14 protein-coding genes are annotated in these 15,323 nt (G+C 57.8%); 10 read left to right on the top strand and 4 right to left on the bottom strand.

Going from position 1 to position 15,323, the window contains the following annotated elements:
• Positions 1-132: 132 nt before the first annotated feature.
• Positions 133-810, top strand: coding sequence for an amino acid ABC transporter permease (locus AC6RA8_RS16155; protein ID WP_500353942.1), 678 nt, complete (start codon positions 133-135; stop codon positions 808-810).
• A 117-nt stretch (positions 811-927) separates the two neighbouring features.
• Here the strand turns inward: AC6RA8_RS16155 and AC6RA8_RS16160 are convergent, their stop codons facing one another.
• A complete protein-coding gene (locus tag AC6RA8_RS16160) occupies positions 928-1,569 on the bottom strand; it encodes a VOC family protein (RefSeq protein WP_500353944.1) in 642 nt (213 codons plus the stop codon).
• A 203-nt stretch (positions 1,570-1,772) separates the two neighbouring features.
• Between AC6RA8_RS16160 and AC6RA8_RS16165 the strand changes: the two genes are divergently transcribed.
• Together AC6RA8_RS16165 and AC6RA8_RS16170 are read left to right on the top strand one after the other, a co-directional pair.
• The gene (locus tag AC6RA8_RS16165) at positions 1,773-4,076 is read left to right on the top strand and encodes a molybdopterin-dependent oxidoreductase (protein ID WP_500353945.1); all 2,304 of its coding nucleotides are present in this window, start codon (positions 1,773-1,775) and stop codon (positions 4,074-4,076) included.
• Positions 4,077-4,099: 23 nt separating this feature from the next.
• Positions 4,100-4,864 (top strand): IclR family transcriptional regulator, encoded by a 765-nt coding sequence (locus AC6RA8_RS16170; RefSeq protein ID WP_500353963.1) that lies wholly within the window; start codon positions 4,100-4,102, stop codon positions 4,862-4,864.
• Position 4,865: 1 nt separating this feature from the next.
• Here the strand turns inward: AC6RA8_RS16170 and AC6RA8_RS16175 are convergent, their stop codons facing one another.
• Positions 4,866-5,267, bottom strand: coding sequence for a rhodanese-like domain-containing protein (locus AC6RA8_RS16175; protein WP_500353947.1), 402 nt, complete (start codon positions 5,265-5,267; stop codon positions 4,866-4,868).
• A gap of 117 nt (positions 5,268-5,384) precedes the next feature.
• Here AC6RA8_RS16175 and AC6RA8_RS16180 point away from each other — a divergent pair, with 117 nt between their 5' ends.
• The 7 genes from AC6RA8_RS16180 to AC6RA8_RS16210 are packed head-to-tail and all read left to right on the top strand — an operon-like array spanning position 5,385 to position 14,174.
• On the top strand, positions 5,385-6,659 hold the full coding sequence (locus AC6RA8_RS16180; protein ID WP_500353948.1) for an NAD(P)/FAD-dependent oxidoreductase: 1,275 nt from the start codon (positions 5,385-5,387) through the stop codon (positions 6,657-6,659).
• 3 nt (positions 6,660-6,662) lie between these two features.
• Entirely contained in the window at positions 6,663-8,750 is a 2,088-nt protein-coding gene (locus tag AC6RA8_RS16185) for a hydantoinase/oxoprolinase family protein (RefSeq protein ID WP_500353949.1), read from the top strand.
• Complete coding sequence (locus AC6RA8_RS16190; protein WP_500353951.1) at positions 8,747-10,393, top strand: hydantoinase B/oxoprolinase family protein; 1,647 nt, start codon at positions 8,747-8,749, stop codon at positions 10,391-10,393. Before AC6RA8_RS16185 ends, AC6RA8_RS16190 begins: the two co-directional genes overlap by 4 nt.
• Before the next feature lie 17 nt (positions 10,394-10,410).
• Positions 10,411-11,154, top strand: a complete 744-nt coding sequence (locus AC6RA8_RS16195) for an SDR family NAD(P)-dependent oxidoreductase (protein WP_500353953.1) — start codon at positions 10,411-10,413, stop codon at positions 11,152-11,154.
• 10 nt (positions 11,155-11,164) lie between these two features.
• Complete coding sequence (locus AC6RA8_RS16200; RefSeq protein ID WP_500353955.1) at positions 11,165-13,072, top strand: propionyl-CoA synthetase; 1,908 nt, start codon at positions 11,165-11,167, stop codon at positions 13,070-13,072.
• A gap of 3 nt (positions 13,073-13,075) precedes the next feature.
• On the top strand, positions 13,076-13,420 hold the full coding sequence (locus tag AC6RA8_RS16205; RefSeq protein WP_500353957.1) for a RidA family protein: 345 nt from the start codon (positions 13,076-13,078) through the stop codon (positions 13,418-13,420).
• Positions 13,421-13,436: 16 nt separating this feature from the next.
• A complete protein-coding gene (locus tag AC6RA8_RS16210; protein WP_500353959.1) occupies positions 13,437-14,174 on the top strand; it encodes an amino acid ABC transporter ATP-binding protein in 738 nt (245 codons plus the stop codon).
• 36 nt (positions 14,175-14,210) lie between these two features.
• Here AC6RA8_RS16210 and AC6RA8_RS16215 read toward each other — a convergent pair whose 3' ends face one another.
• Positions 14,211-14,882 (bottom strand): response regulator transcription factor, encoded by a 672-nt coding sequence (locus AC6RA8_RS16215; RefSeq protein WP_500353960.1) that lies wholly within the window; start codon positions 14,880-14,882, stop codon positions 14,211-14,213.
• 99 nt (positions 14,883-14,981) lie between these two features.
• Positions 14,982-15,323: sensor histidine kinase (locus tag AC6RA8_RS16220; protein ID WP_500353962.1), on the bottom strand; the 342-nt coding region annotated here is incomplete at its 5' end.

Raw genomic sequence — 15,323 nt, forward strand, 5'->3', positions numbered from 1 at the left:
CAACATTGGCGATCAACCTTGGCCTGTGCCGCGATCATCGCAACGGTCGTACTGTCTTGTTTGCCCATCATGTGGAGCGCCAGACGGCTGGCGACGCTTTGGATTGCTGGTTTTGCCACCTACTACCTTCTGATGGAGGGAAGCATGCTGGGCCTGCAACAGGTCACAACTGACGGATGGGGCGGCCTATCACTCACGCTGTTTCTGTTCTCGTCCGTTGTGCTTTTGGGCATGCCAATGGGTCTGGGCCTTGCGCTGATGCGGCGTTCAGAAATGCCATTTGTCCGGGGTTTCGCGGTGGTGCTGATCGACTTCGTTCGATCATTGCCGCTTTTGACCACGCTGTTTACCGCCGCTGTCGTGCTGCCAATCATCCTGCCAAGCTGGTTGGAGGGGGATAAAATCTGGCGCGTCATCATCGCCTTTGCGCTGTTCTTTGCATGCTATCAGGCCGAAGTGTTCCGTGGCGGTTTCCAGGCCATCCCGAAAGGCCAGTTCGAAGCAGGTAAGGCACTGGGACTAACCTACTGGCAAATTCTGGGGCGGATCGTATTGCCGCAAGTGTTCCGCCATGCCCTTCCGTCGACAATCAACATGGTCGTAATCACCTTCAAAGAAACGGCGATCGTTATCATCATCGGTTTCTTTGATGTGATGGCGTCTGCCAAGGCCGCGTTCGGTACGGGTGAATGGGCCCCATACTATTTGGAAGTCTACGTTTTTGTGGCTGCTATCTATTGGATTTTCATCTTTTCCCTCGGTCAATACGGCGAATATCTGAAGGGTCGGATGGCGATTTCAGAACGTTAAAACGACCTCACCGCTCTCAAAAGGCCGCCCAAGGGGCAGCCCTTCTTTGCTGTCTGAATTGATCATCACGCGCTTGCGGATACCTTGCTTTGACGAGGTTCCTGCATAGGCCTGATGTCAGTCCAAGATGACGGAGCCGTTCGGGGTGTTCAGTTCAAACGACAAGGCCATGTCCCCTTCATGTACTTGCGCCAGATGATCAACACCAAGAGAAACCAGCGTTTTGGAAAGCGTTGTAGGATCAGGATAGTACAGGTGCACAGCCTGCAGCGTCACGCCCAAATCCTGTTGACCGGTTGAGGGGTGCGGGCCCGGGGACCATTCAATGAAAGCCGGCAAAAGCCCATGCATTGGCAGGCTGCCATCCTTTGGCACGGTCAAGCGCCAAGACCGATCACCGCGGGTAAACAACACGACCTCACCCAGTTCAACTGGCGATGCGGCAATGACAGCATCCAGATCATCGGTTCCGACGACCCAACACAGCGCGCGTGGCCGTTTCAGCAACCGCACCTGAGTTACCGGATCGTCCAAAGTGAACCAACGCGCTCGCCCTGGATCGGCTGGTGCATCTGGATCAATGGCAATCAACTCGAAAAAGCTCTCGTTTCCAGATTGCATGACACAGTTGTGCGTGCTCATCGCGTCATGCTTGCCGCCGCGCGGCACCTCAACACCAAGCGCGGTCTTTAGCTCTGAAATGCCCTGCTCGAGCGTATCTGCTCCTATGGCGAAATGGTCGATCTTATTGTTAGGCATGGTGCGCGTCCGTTTATGATTTCAATCCAACCGACTCTGAGAGCCACCTGGATTGAACGAAATGGTCAGAAATAGTCGTGCGGCGTGATGATTTGGGTATTGAGTGATCCCATATTGAATTCACCCTGACAGGGCTGCAATACTGTGTCAATATTCAGCATAGCTGTTCACCATAACGGCACAACTGCATCGAGGCATATCTGGTGACGACATCGAGGCTCACGGCAAATCATTGGGGTGTTGGACGCGCCGAGATCGTCAATGGAGGTATTGCAAAAGTGACCGGCCATCCGGGCGATCCGGATCCTTCTCCCATCAATGGCAATATTGCGAGCAGTTTGAACGGCCGTGCACGTATTCTACGGCCAGCCATCCGCAAAAGCTGGCTGGAGGGGAACCGAACGGCAAAGCCACGCGGCAGAGATGCGTTCGTCGAAGTGTCGTGGGACCACGCTCTCGACCAAATTGCCGGCGAGGTTCAGCGCGTACGCAGCAACTATGGAAACGAAAGCATCTTCGCGGGATCATATGGGTGGTCCAGCGCTGGCCGCTTCCACCATGCGCAAAGCCAATTGAAGCGGTTTCTTAACACTGTAGGTGGTTTTTCCTTCTCGGAAGGCAACTACAGCTACAACGCGGCCCTTGTCATGATGCCTTACATTGTGGGTCCATTTCGACAGCATGTGGCACAGGCCACGCGATGGACGGTCATTGCGGATCACAGTGATCTGGTGGTCATATTTGGCGGCATGGCAAAGCGGAACACACAAGTGAGCGACGGCGGTATTGCGACACACCGAATGCAAGACAACATGCGTGCCTGCGCCAAAAACGGTGTCGAGTTCGTGAACATCAGCCCCCTGCGTTCGGATGCCGATCCGGTTTTGAAGGCGGAATGGATGCCGGTGCACCCCGGATCCGATACCGCCCTGATGCTTGGGTTGGCGTTCGTGCTGTGGTCCGAAGCACTTTTGGATCGCGCCTTTCTGGAACGCTACTGCGTAGGGTTCGATCATTTCGAAGCCTACCTGTCAGGCAAAGCCGACGGCACACCCAAAACACCCGAATGGGCGGCAGGCCATTCTGGATGCAGCGCCAATGATATCCGTGCCCTCGCGCGCCGCATGGCCAAAAGCCGCTGCATGATCTCCGTCGCCGCCGGGGTGCAGCGCGCGGACTATGGAGAACAACCGCTTTGGATGGCGGTTACTTTGGCTGCAATGCTGGGACAAATCGGATTGCCTGGTGGCGGCTATGTGATTGGTTACGGCGTCAACGGCAACGTCGGCAATATGGAAAGGTTGTTTCGATGGGGAAGCCTGCCGCAAGGCAAGAATCCGGTCGAGAACTATATCCCCGTCGCAATGATTGCCGAGATGCTGCTGAACCCTCTGGGCACCTATTCGTATCGCGGCACCACCCGGGCCTTCCCTGACGCACGCCTTATCTGGTGGGCAGGCGGCAATCCATTTCACCATCACCAGGACCTAGGTCGTCTCCATGATGCATTTCAGCGCCCGGAAACCGTGATTGTCAACGATCTGAACTGGACGGCTATGGCGCGGCACGCGGATATCGTTCTGCCAGTTGCAGCCGCACAGGAACGCGAGGACTTCGGGGCCGGGAAGTCAGACAACGCGCTTGTCCCAATGCACAAGCTTGCGGACCCGCCGGGTGAGGCACGCGTTGAATATGACATCTATTGCGATCTTGCCGCCAGGTTGGGGACAGAAACTGCCTTCAGCGAACAGCGCAGCAGCCTTGACTGGGTGAAACACATTTGGAAGCAGACGCAAGAGAACGGTGCAAGCCATGGCGTTGATCTGCCCGAATGGGAGGCTTTCCAAGCTGGCGACGTCTTAAGGATCCCAGATCCATCACCAAATCAGGTCTTTCTGGCCGAATTCAGATCGGACCCCGTCGCCAATCCACTGCCAACCCCCAGCGGGCGGATCGAAATCTATTCTGAAACGCTCGCATCCTTCGACCTGCCGGATTGTAAGGGGCACGCCTTTTTCTTCCCGCCTCGCGACTTGGAGACGGGTCAGGGTGACCTATATCTCTTGTCGGGCCAGCCCAAAACGCGACTGCACAGCCAACTGGACAACGGGGACTACAGTCTCAGCCACAAGATCAAGGGGCGTGAACCAGTTTTGATCCACCCAGAGGACGCCGCCCGACGAGGTGTGTCGGATGGAGATATAGTGGAGCTTTCTAATGCGCGTGGCCGTTGCCTTGCCGGGGCCAAGGTCACTGACGAAATCATGGAAGGCTCGATCTTCCTTTGGACCGGAGCGTGGTGGGACCCCGACTTCGACGCCCCACAATTCCGCGACCGGCACGGGAACCCGAATGTCCTGACACATGATTTGCGCACGTCGAGCCTATCGCAATCACCAGCGTCGCATTCGGCCAGAGTTTCGTTACATCGATTTGACGGTGATCTGCCGGAGATCACTGTACACGAAGCGCCCACTCTATACAGTGTCTCGGGGCGCGGTTCATAGCGACCAAAGCGGAGGACGGCACAATCACTGAGACGAAGGAACCCAAGGTCGACTCGACCCTATCAAAGGGCCTGTCCATTCTTGAAACGTTGGCATCCTCGCCCTCAAGCATGGGTGTGACCGAGCTTTCAAAAGCGCTGGACCTGACAAAGTCCAACACGTTTCGGTTGCTGCAATCCCTGACTGTGCTTGGATACGTTCGCCAAAGCCCAGACAAAACTTACACAGCCACACTGAAAACATGGCAGGTGGGCCGGGTCCTTCTGGACAACCTCAACCTGCGTGAACTCGCTGCACCCGAAATGAAGTACCTTTCGAGTGAAACTGGCGAAGCGATCTACCTGGCCGTGCCCGAAGATCTTTCAGTGATCTACATCGACAAGCGTGAGAGTTCGAAACCAATCAGGTCATGGAACCCCGTAGGTGGATCCGCGCCCATACACTGTGTTGGCACGGGAAAAGCCATTCTTGCACAGAACTATGACGCATTGCGGGCGCAGGTCAGTGGCCGACTGACCCGTCACACGGACCTGACAATCACAAACCTGACCGACCTGGATGCGGACGTCGAAGAAACGCGCCGCCAGGGCTATGCTTACGACAAGGGCGAGTTCCGGGATCGGATTTTGAGTGTTGGTGCCGCCATCTGCCTTCCGAATGGCCAAGCGATTGCGGCCTTGGGTGTGTCCTTTCCCAACATCAACATGCCGGACAAAGGGATCGATTGGCTAGGTTCGCTTGTTGCCCATGCAGCGGCTAGCGTCTCAGGCAAGGTCGCCAAAAGCTGACCTACTTCTTTTCTACCGTTTCGACTGGCCCACCCTTATCGGCCCACGTCGAGAACCCTTCTTTCAAGTGTGCCGCTTCGAAACCCATGTCCTGCAACGTGGCGACTGTCAAAGCGGAGCGCCATCCCGAAGCGCAGTGGAAAACATACTTCTTGTCTTCCTGTCCGAACACATCCTTGTAGTAAGGGCTGTTCGGATCGACCCAGAATTCAATCATACCACGCGGCGCGTGGACTGAGCCTGGAATAGCACCGGTACGATGCCGCTCGCGAATGTCACGAATATCCACGATGATGACGCTGGGGTCATCTACCATTCGGATCAGGTAATCAGTTTCAATTTCTTCGATCCGGGCGCGAGCCGCCTTGACCATGTCTGCTGCTGTCGTCTGGAGCTTACTCATCTAATTGTGCCATTATTTAGAACATCTATTTCATATATTGACACGCTAGACCGCGTGTTGCAACCTCATGGGCAACGCATGTGACTGCTGGTCAGAACCTTGAAAGAGGCCGCTATCATGACAACGGATACCGCCGTTTCTCTTTGGGACACCTCAGCCGCAGAGACGGACTACAAAAACGAAACTCTCGGTGACGTTACAGTTGACGTTGCCATCGTGGGTGGCGGCTTTACTGGACTTTCAACGGCGCTTCATTGCGCTGAAAACGGCCTGTCCGCACATGTTCTGGAAGCCAAACAGATTGGATATGGAGGGTCGGGCCGCAATTGCGGGTTGGTCAACGCGGCCCTCTGGCTGCAGCCACAGAAAGTGCGTGAAAAGCTGGGCACTGTATATGGCCCACGCTTTATCAAGAAGTTCGGCAGTGGGCCGGAGTATGTTTTTTCACTAATCGAAAAACATCAGATCAGGTGCGAGGTCACACGCACAGGGACGATCCACGCCGCGCACGGACCCAGTGGCTTCACTGATCTCAAAGAGCGCCACGAAGAATGGCAACGGCTTGGTGAGCCGGTGGACCTGCTGTCGCGCGAAGAGGTCTCGGACATGATTGGGACCAATCACTTTCATGGCGGTTTGCTCGACCATCGCTGTGGCACCATCAATCCAATGGGCTACTGTCGCGGTCTGGCCCGGGCAGCGATAGGAGCCGGAGCGGCGATCAGCACCGGGGTGAGAGCCACCAAGCTAGAAAGGGATGGCAGTCATTGGAAGGTTGAAACCAACAAAGGCACCATAACGGCCAAAGCGGTCATCCTGGGTACGAATGCCTATACGGATGATCTATGGCCAAATCTCAGTCGCATTTTCACAATGATCCATTATTTCCAACTGGCGACAAAGCCTTTGGGACCAGAAGCTGATCACATCTTGCCCGGCAAGCAGGGGCTTTGGGACACAGGTCAGATCATGTTCAACATCCGCCGCGACGCGTTCAATCGGTTGCTGGTCGGCTCCATGGGTAAGGTCATTGGGTCCAAGGATCGCGGCCTGTCGCATCGCTGGGCCAAGAAGCAGATTGCGCGCATCTTCCCCAGCCTGGGGCCGGTCGAGTTTGACGAAGCATGGCACGGGCAGATTGCGATGACCCCGGATCACCTGCCGCGGATTTACGAATTGGATGTCAACCTGTTCACACCCATTGGATACAACGGGCGGGGGATTACAACCGGAACCATGTTCGGCGAAACGATGGCTGGTTTATTGACAGGTATGGATCGCGCCGACCTGCCATTGCCAATGACAGCCCTGCAGACCGTTCCGACCGCACCAATCGTTTCACGCATCTATCAATCTGCATTCACAGCCAACCAAGTGCTTAAGGCTCTTTAGAACATGACGAATTTCAAGACCCGCGTTGGCGTTGATATTGGCGGGACCTTTACCGATGTCGCACTTGCACATGCGGGCAGCCTGTCGACATGCAAGGTTCTGACCAACTACGCGCAGCCGGAGCAGGCTATTCTGGACGGCATTCAGCTTGCTGCCGATCAGGCAGGGATTGATCTGGGTGCTATTGAACAGGTCATTCACGGCACCACGCTGGTCACCAACGCGCTGATCGAACGCCGTGGCGCAAAGCTGGCCTTTGTCACGACCGAAGGGTTCCGGGACGTGATCGAGATGCGGTCGGAAAACCGCTTCGAACAATACGATCTGAACCTAACGCTTCCTGTTCCGCTGGTGGCGCGACAGGACCGCCTCACCTTGAACGAACGCATGGGACCTTCCGGTGAAGTACTGCTTCGCCTGGACCCCGCCGAAGTTGAGCAGATGGTGCAGACCATCACAGCGGGTGACTACGACGCTGTCGCCATTGGTTTGATGCATTCCTATGCCAACGACGCGCACGAAGTACAGATGGCAGAGGCGCTGCGGGCAGCAGCACCCGGCCTGTCGATTTCAATCTCCTCCGTGATTTCCCCGCAGATGCGAGAGCTGCCGCGCTTCAATACCGTGATCGCAAACGCCTATGTGCAGCCACAAGTCGCGGACTACCTTGGCCGTCTCGTGCAGCGGCTGAAGGAAGCAGGCGTCGGCGCGCCGGTCTTCATGCTGCATTCCGGCGGGGGCCTGATGTCAGTCAAAGATGCCGCGGAGCAGCCCGTGCGCCTGTTGGAATCCGGACCAGCCGGTGGTGCCATCTTTGCCGCTGACTATGCCCGTGCGCACGGGCTGGACAAGGTGCTGAGCTTCGACATGGGCGGCACAACGGCCAAGATTTGTCTGATCGAGGATGGCGCGCCCAAAACCGCCAACACATTCGAGGTGGCCCGCACCTACCGTTTCAAGAAAGGGTCAGGCATGACCGTGTCGACCCCGGTGGTCGAGATGGTCGAGATTGGCGCGGGTGGCGGGTCCATTGCCTCCATCGATGCTATGGGCCGCATTCAGGTCGGCCCAAAATCCGCGGCCTCCGAACCCGGTCCCGCGTGCTATGGACGCGGCGGGCAGGAACCCACTGTTACCGACTCCAACTTGCTGCTGGGCCGTCTAGACCCCGAGAACTTTGCGGGCGGCGCCATTCCTTTGCACCCTAACGCATCAGACAAAGCAGTCATGTCGCGCCTTACCGAAACGACCGGGCTTAGCGTGCAGGACGCGGCCTTCGGTGTGACCGAGATGGTAGATGAAAACATGGCCAACGCCGCCCGCGTTCACACGGTTGAGAATGGCCGCGACATCGAACATTTCACCATGATCGGCTTCGGCGGTGGCGCACCTCTGCACGCCTGCCGCCTGTGCGAGAAACTGAGCATCAAGGCGCTACTGATCCCACCGGGGGCGGGTGTCGGGTCGGCCATCGGGTTCCTGAAGGCCCCGTTCAGCTACGAAGCCTCGCGCGGGATGTTTCAGCGTTTGGCGGCGTTCGACGCCGATGCAATCAACACCATGCTGCAGGAACTGGAGGCCGAGGCGCGCGCCTTTGTAAATGCCGGTGCCAAGGGTCAGAACACAGAAACCAAGCTCACCGCTTTCATGCGGTATTCGGGGCAGGGATGGGAGATACCCGTGCCGCTCCCACATAAAGTGTTTGAAGAGTCCGACAGCACTTTGATCCTCGCCGCATTCGAGGACGCCTATCGCACGCTCTTTGGTCGGACAATTGAAGGGCTGGCTTGTGAAATCACAAACTGGTCGCTGGTTGTGTCCACGGTGTTGCCAGCCGTTGCTGCAGCAGAGCACCACTCAAATGGCACCGAGGCCAGAGCACTGCGCCTACGCTCATTTTACGACGCCGCCAAGCGGCAAACCGTCGAAGCACAAGAAGTCGCGCGAGACGCCCTGACGCCCGGTATCGCCGTCGATGGCCCGGCCATTGTTGTCGAGCGTGAGACAACCACAATCGTCACATCAGCCTACAAAGTGATCGGGCAGGGGGATGGAAGTCTGCTTCTTCTGCGCAAGGAGGAGGCCGCATGAGCACCCCCATCAGCATAGACTTTCAAATCATGTGGAACCGCCTGATCGCGGTGGTCGAGGAACAGGCAACAACGCTGATCCGCACCGCTTTTTCCACCTCGGTCCGCGAGGCAGGGGACTTGTCCGCTGGCCTGTTCGATCGGCAAGGCCGGATGATCGCGCAAGCAGTTACGGGGACACCCGGACATGTGAACGCGATGGCCGAGAGTGTGACCCACTTCGTGGCCGAGATCGGCGCGCAGGACATGTTCGAAGGGGACGTACTGATCACCAACGACCCTTGGCTGGGGACAGGGCACCTGCACGATATCACCATCGTTTCGCCCGTTTTCCGCAGAGCGACGCACATCGGCTATTTCGCCTGCACGGCGCATGTCGTCGACATCGGCGGGCGTGGATTTGGACCGGACGGAAACGAGGTATACGAAGAGGGTCTGCTGATCCCAATCATGAAGTTTGCAGAGCGTGGCCAGGTCTCCAAGGGTCTGTTGCGCCTGATCCGGGCCAATGTCCGCACACCTGATCAGACGGTCGGTGACATCTACTCGCTCGCCGCCTGCAACGAGGCGGGAGACCGACGTCTGCAAGCCATGCTGGACGAGTTCGACATCGACAATATCGATGGCCTGTCCGACTTCATCATCGACACAAGCCGCAAGGCCACGCACGAAGCGATTTCAAAAGTAGTCGATGGCAGTTTCACCCACACCATGCAGGTCGATGGGTACGATGCTCCAGTCCATATGGAAGTGCGGTTGGACATCAAAGGCGATACGTTGCTGGCCGATTTCGCGGGCACTTCGGGCATGAGCAAGTTCGGCGTGAACTGCCCCGAGGTCTATACCCGCGCCTATGCCTGCTACGGTTTGAAATGTGCGATCGCTCCGCAGGTCCCGAACAACACCGGCTCACTTGAGCCGTTCCAGATTACGGCCCCCGAAGGCTGTATTCTTGCAGCAAAGCGCCCCGCACCGGTATCCGTGCGGCACGTGATGGGACATCTGGTGCCGGATGTCGTGCTGGGCGCATTGCACAAGGCGATGCCCAATACCGTTCCGGCCGAAGGGGCCTCCGCCCTTTGGAACATTCAGATTTCAGCTCGCGCCAGCGACCCAACCAGCGATCTTCCCAACCGCGAAGTTTTGATGTTCAACTCGGGCGGTACGGGGGCACGCCCCGCGCATGATGGGCTGTCGGCAACCGCGTTCCCATCCGGCGTATCGACTATGAGCGTCGAAGCAACCGAGCATGTCGGCCCGATCACCGTTTGGCGCAAGGATCTGCGCGCTGGATCAGGCGGCGCGGGGACGCTCAGAGGTGGCCTGGGACAGACCATCGAGATCGAGCCACGCGACGGGTACGATTTCTATTTCAATGCCATGTTTGACCGTGTGCACAATGCCGCGCGGGGTCGTGACGGCGGCAATCCCGGCGCGCCGGGGCGTGTCGAGTTGTCGGATGGAACCGAACTGCGTTCGAAAGGTCGTCAGTTAATCAAGAACGGTCAACGTCTGCGGTTGAGCCTGCCGGGGGGTGGCGGCTACGGTGCGCCATCCAACCGTGAAAAAAGCCAGGTTGCAGCTGACGTTGCAGCTGGTCTGATCACACCCGAACAAGCCAAATCCGACTACGGATACGAATAGACACAGGATCGTTGACCATGACAGACACACCCATCGCTTTGATTTCCGGCGCCGCTCAAGGGATCGGACTGGCCTGCGCCGAAGCGCTTGCTGAAGAGGGCTACAAAGTTATCCTGGCTGACATCAAAGATACCGTGAAGGCCGAGGCAGAGCGGCTGGGCGGGGCGGGGTACATTTGTGATTTCGGCGACGTGGATGCGATCACCGCCCTGTTTGACACCATCGAAGCCGAACACGGCCCTGTCAGCGCGTTGGTGAACAACGCGGGCATCGCCATGCCGGGTGATTTCCTCAGCTATGAGCTCGACGCGTTCGACACTGTTCTTGGCGTCAATCTGCGCGGCGTTTTCGTGGCAACGCAACGGGCGGCGCGGACCATGGTGGACAAGGGGATCGAGGGCGCAATCGTCAACATGTCGTCGATCAACGCGCAGGTCGCAATCCCGGCGATCCCAGCCTATTGCGCCTCCAAAGGAGGCGTAATGCAATTGACCAAGGTCGCAGCGCTGGCACTGGCCAAGAACAACATCCGCGTCAATGCTGTAGGCCCCGGCTCCATCGACACAGAGATGATGGCAGGCGTGAACGCCAACCCAGAAGCCTTTAAAACGGCCATGTCCCGCACACCGCTGGGCCGCGCTGGAAGCGCGCGCGAGATCGGTGACGTGGTCGCGTTCCTGTGCTCTCCGAAATCCAGCTACGTCACGGGCGAAACTATCTATGTCGATGGCGGGCGCCTTGGTTTGAACTACACCTGTTGAGGTCCCGCCGATGTCTTCCCGCTACGCTGAAACCTATGCCGCATGGCGGGATGATCCGGTTGCTTTCTGGACCAAGGCGGCCGAGGGCATCGACTGGTTCGAACCGGCCACGTCGGTCTTTAATCCTGACTTGGGTTTCTATGGGCGCTGGTTCGACGGGGCGATGTGCAACACTTGCTACAACTGCCTCGACCGACATGTCGAGGCAGGGCATGGCGATCGACTGGCCCTGGTGCATGACAGCCCGGTGACGGACAGCGTGTCCCGTTTCACATTCAGTGAAATGACGGATCGCGTGAGTGCCTTGGCATATGTCTTGCGCAGCATGGGCGTGGCCAAGTGCGACCGGGTGATCATCTACATGCCGATGGTGCCCGAAGCCGTGTTTGCCATGCTGGCCTGCGCCCGGTTGGGGGCCATCCATTCGGTTGTATTTGGCGGTTTTGCTGCCAACGAACTTGCCACACGGATCGACGATGCAGCGCCCAAGGCGATCATCTCGGCCTCCTGCGGGATCGAACCGGGGCGGGTCGTTGCCTACAAACCGCTGCTAGACGAGGCCATTGAGATTGCAACGGCAAAGCCAGAGGCGTGCCTGATCCTGCAACGCGAGGTGCACCGGTGCGAGCTGACACCAAAGCGCGATCTGGACTACGCCGATCAGGTCGACGCCGCCCTCAGCGCGGGGCAGGCCACCGAATGCGTACCCATTGCGGCAACAGACCCGGCCTACATCCTTTACACATCCGGCACGACCGGCCAACCCAAGGGCGTGGTCCGTGACACGGGCGGTCACATGGTCGCCCTGAAATGGACAATGGAACATCACTACGGCCTCAAGCCGGGAGAGGTGTTCTGGGCCGCCTCGGACGTGGGTTGGGTCGTTGGTCATTCCTACATCTGTTACGGACCATTGCTGCACGGCTGCGCCACGGTGATGTACGAGGGCAAACCGGTGGGCACGCCCGATGCTGGCGCCTTCTGGCGCGTCATTCAGGATCACAAGGTTGCGGCCCTTTTTACCGCGCCGACGGCTTTCCGTGCCATCAAGAAGGAAGACCCAACCGGGGCGCTGATCGCCGACTACGACCTCAGCCATTTTCGCACACTGTTCTTGGCGGGCGAACGCTCGGACCCCGCCACCATCGAATGGGCACAAGAGAAATTGGATCGGCCCGTGATCGACCATTGGTGGCAAACCGAAACCGGATGGGCCATGTCCGGCAATCCGGTGGGGCTTGGCGCCTTTCCGATCAAACTCGGCTCACCCGGAAAGCCCATGCCGGGCTATGACATCCGGGTCCTGGATGACGACGGCAACCCGGTCCCCCCGGGCACGCTTGGCAACATCGTGTGCAAGCTACCGCTGCCGCCCTCTGGCTTTCCAACACTGTGGAACGCGCCAGAGCGGTTTCTATCCTCCTATTTGGAAGAATTCCCCGGCTTCTATGCCACCTCGGACGCAGGGATCATCGACGAGGACGGCTATGTCTTCATCATGGCGCGCACCGATGACATCATCAACGTCGCGGGCCACCGTCTGTCCACCGGCTCCATGGAAGAGGTCATTGCCAGCCATCCCGACATTGCGGAATGCGCGGTTGTGGGCAAGGCCAACGCTCTGAAAGGGCAAATGCCACTTGGCTTTTACGTCACCAATGACGGTGCGAAGCGCGACGCGGCAGAGCTTGAACAGGAACTGGTGAAACTGGTGCGGGCGAAGATTGGGGCCGTTGCAGCGTTCAAGACAGCCGTGCCTGTGATCCGCTTGCCCAAGACACGCTCGGGCAAGGTACTGCGCGGCACGATGCAAAAGATCGCGGATGCGGCAGACTACAAACAGCCCGCAGCCATCGACGACCCCGCAATCCTGACCGAAATCACCGACGCTTTGAGCGCACGCAACCTGATTGGATAAGGCATGATCGAACGGCTCCACACCTCTGACCGCATGAGTAAGATCGTAAAGCACAATGGCGTTGCCTATCTGTGCGGCCAAGTTGGGGCAGGGGACAGTGTTGCAGAGCAAACCGCCGATTGCCTGTCGCGTGTCGATGCGTTGTTGGCCGAGGCGGGTTCCGATCGCGAGCATATCCTGCAAGCCGTGATCTGGCTCTCCGATATGGCCGACTTTGTCGAAATGAACGCCGTTTGGGATGCGTGGGTGCCCAAGGGGCACGCCCCCGCACGCGCCTGTGGCGAAGCCAAGCTGGCCCGCGACGTTCTGAAAGTCGAAATCATCGTAGCCGCAGCCATTAAAGACTGACCCGAGGGAGATAGTCATGCAGCCAGCTGTCGAAATGAAGCAAGTCAACAAGTGGTACGGCACCTATCACGCGCTCAGGGATGTCGACCTGAGGGTGATGAAGGGCGAAAAGATCGTTGTGTGCGGGCCATCCGGGTCCGGCAAATCCACGATGATCCGCACGATCAACCAGTTGGAAGAGCACCAGTCCGGGCAAATCATGATCAACGGGGAAGAGATCAGCGCTGACGCACCCAATATCGAGGAAATGCGGCGCGAAGTCGGGATGTGTTTTCAGCATTTCAACCTGTTCCCGCATCTGAGCATTCTCGACAACTGCACATTGGCACCAATGCTGGCGCGCAAAATCTCACGTGAAGAAGCCGAAGAGACAGCTATGGGCTATCTATCAAAGGTGCAGATCGCCAATCAGGCCGAGAAGTTCCCCGGGCAATTGTCGGGTGGTCAGCAGCAACGCGTCGCCATCGCCCGCGCGCTGTGTATGAAGCCCGAAATTCTGCTGTTCGACGAACCCACATCGGCGCTGGACCCCGAGATGATCGGCGAAGTCTTGGACGTGATGGTTACACTGGCCCAGGAAGGCATGACGATGATCTGCGTGACCCACGAAATGGGATTTGCGCGCAAGGTCGCAGACCGAGTGATATTCATGGATGCGGGCGAAATCATCGAAGAGAGTGATCCTGAAAGCTTCTTCAGCGCCCCAAAGAGCGATCGTACCAAGACGTTCCTTGATCAGGTTCTCAGTCACTGAGATACAACGCCGCTTTGAACCCGCGGCGCGTGCGACTCAGTTCATTCGGTATCCGACATTCCGCAGGGTCACGATCCGCGAACCCTCGTCGCCGATCTTGCGACGAAGACGTCCCACATACACATCCACCACGTTGGTCAGCGGGTCAGCATTCAGACCCCAGACCGCGTTCAAAATCCGCTCGCGCGACAGAACGCGACCCGGATTGGTCAAAAAGAGCAGGAGCAGATCACGCTCCTTTTTCGACATTTCGATCTCTTCACCATCGAGGCAAACCTGCAGAGATTCACGGTCGAAGGTGAGTGAACCACTTTTCACAACTGTATCGCTGACATCTGCCGCATAGTTGGTCGCGCGCCGGTGAAGCGCTTCAACGCGCGCTATGAGCTCATCAAAGTCAAAGGGCTTGGGCAGATAGTCATCGGCGCCAATTTTCAAACCCTCGACTTTCTCTTCCGGGCTATCGAGTGCCGTCAGCATTAAAATCGGGGTTTTCGACTTACGCGCGCGCAATTTGCGACACACGTCCTGCCCTTGAATGCCAGGAAGCATCAGGTCAAGCAGGATAACATCGTACGTGTTGGCCGCTGCGTGTTCGAGCGCTTCTTCGCCGTCAGCGGCATGGTCAACGGACCAGCCTTCGGCGGACAATCCCCGCCGAATAAAGTCTGCAACGCGGTTTTCATCTTCGACAAGAAGGATGTTCATAACTGACTCCACCCAAATTCAATTCGTGTCAGGGACTGAAACCGGCCCATGACATCAGCTATCGTTCTGTGTTGAATATTCCAAATCCCTGCTCTGTGTTTAGGCGGATTTGCGCGAAGTTTGGGCAGCCATGTCGCGGGGTCGGGGCTGTTTTGGCAGCGCAATGACAACCCGCAACCCGCCGCCTACCCGATCGGCAAGATCCACCTTGCCGCCATGCGCTTCGACAATGGACTTGACGACCGGAAGGCCCAAGCCACTACCCTCGATCCCCTGACCAGACGCATTGGACCCACGGAAGAACCGGTTGAAGGCCCGCTCTTTCTCTGCCGGATCAAGGCCCGGACCATCATCTTCGACAGCTATGCAATAGTCCTTTGCGCCATCCTCCAGTGAAACGGAAATTGACGGCCCGCCGTACCGCCGGGCATTCTGCAATAG

It is taken from the genome of Tateyamaria sp., assembly GCF_059783535.1.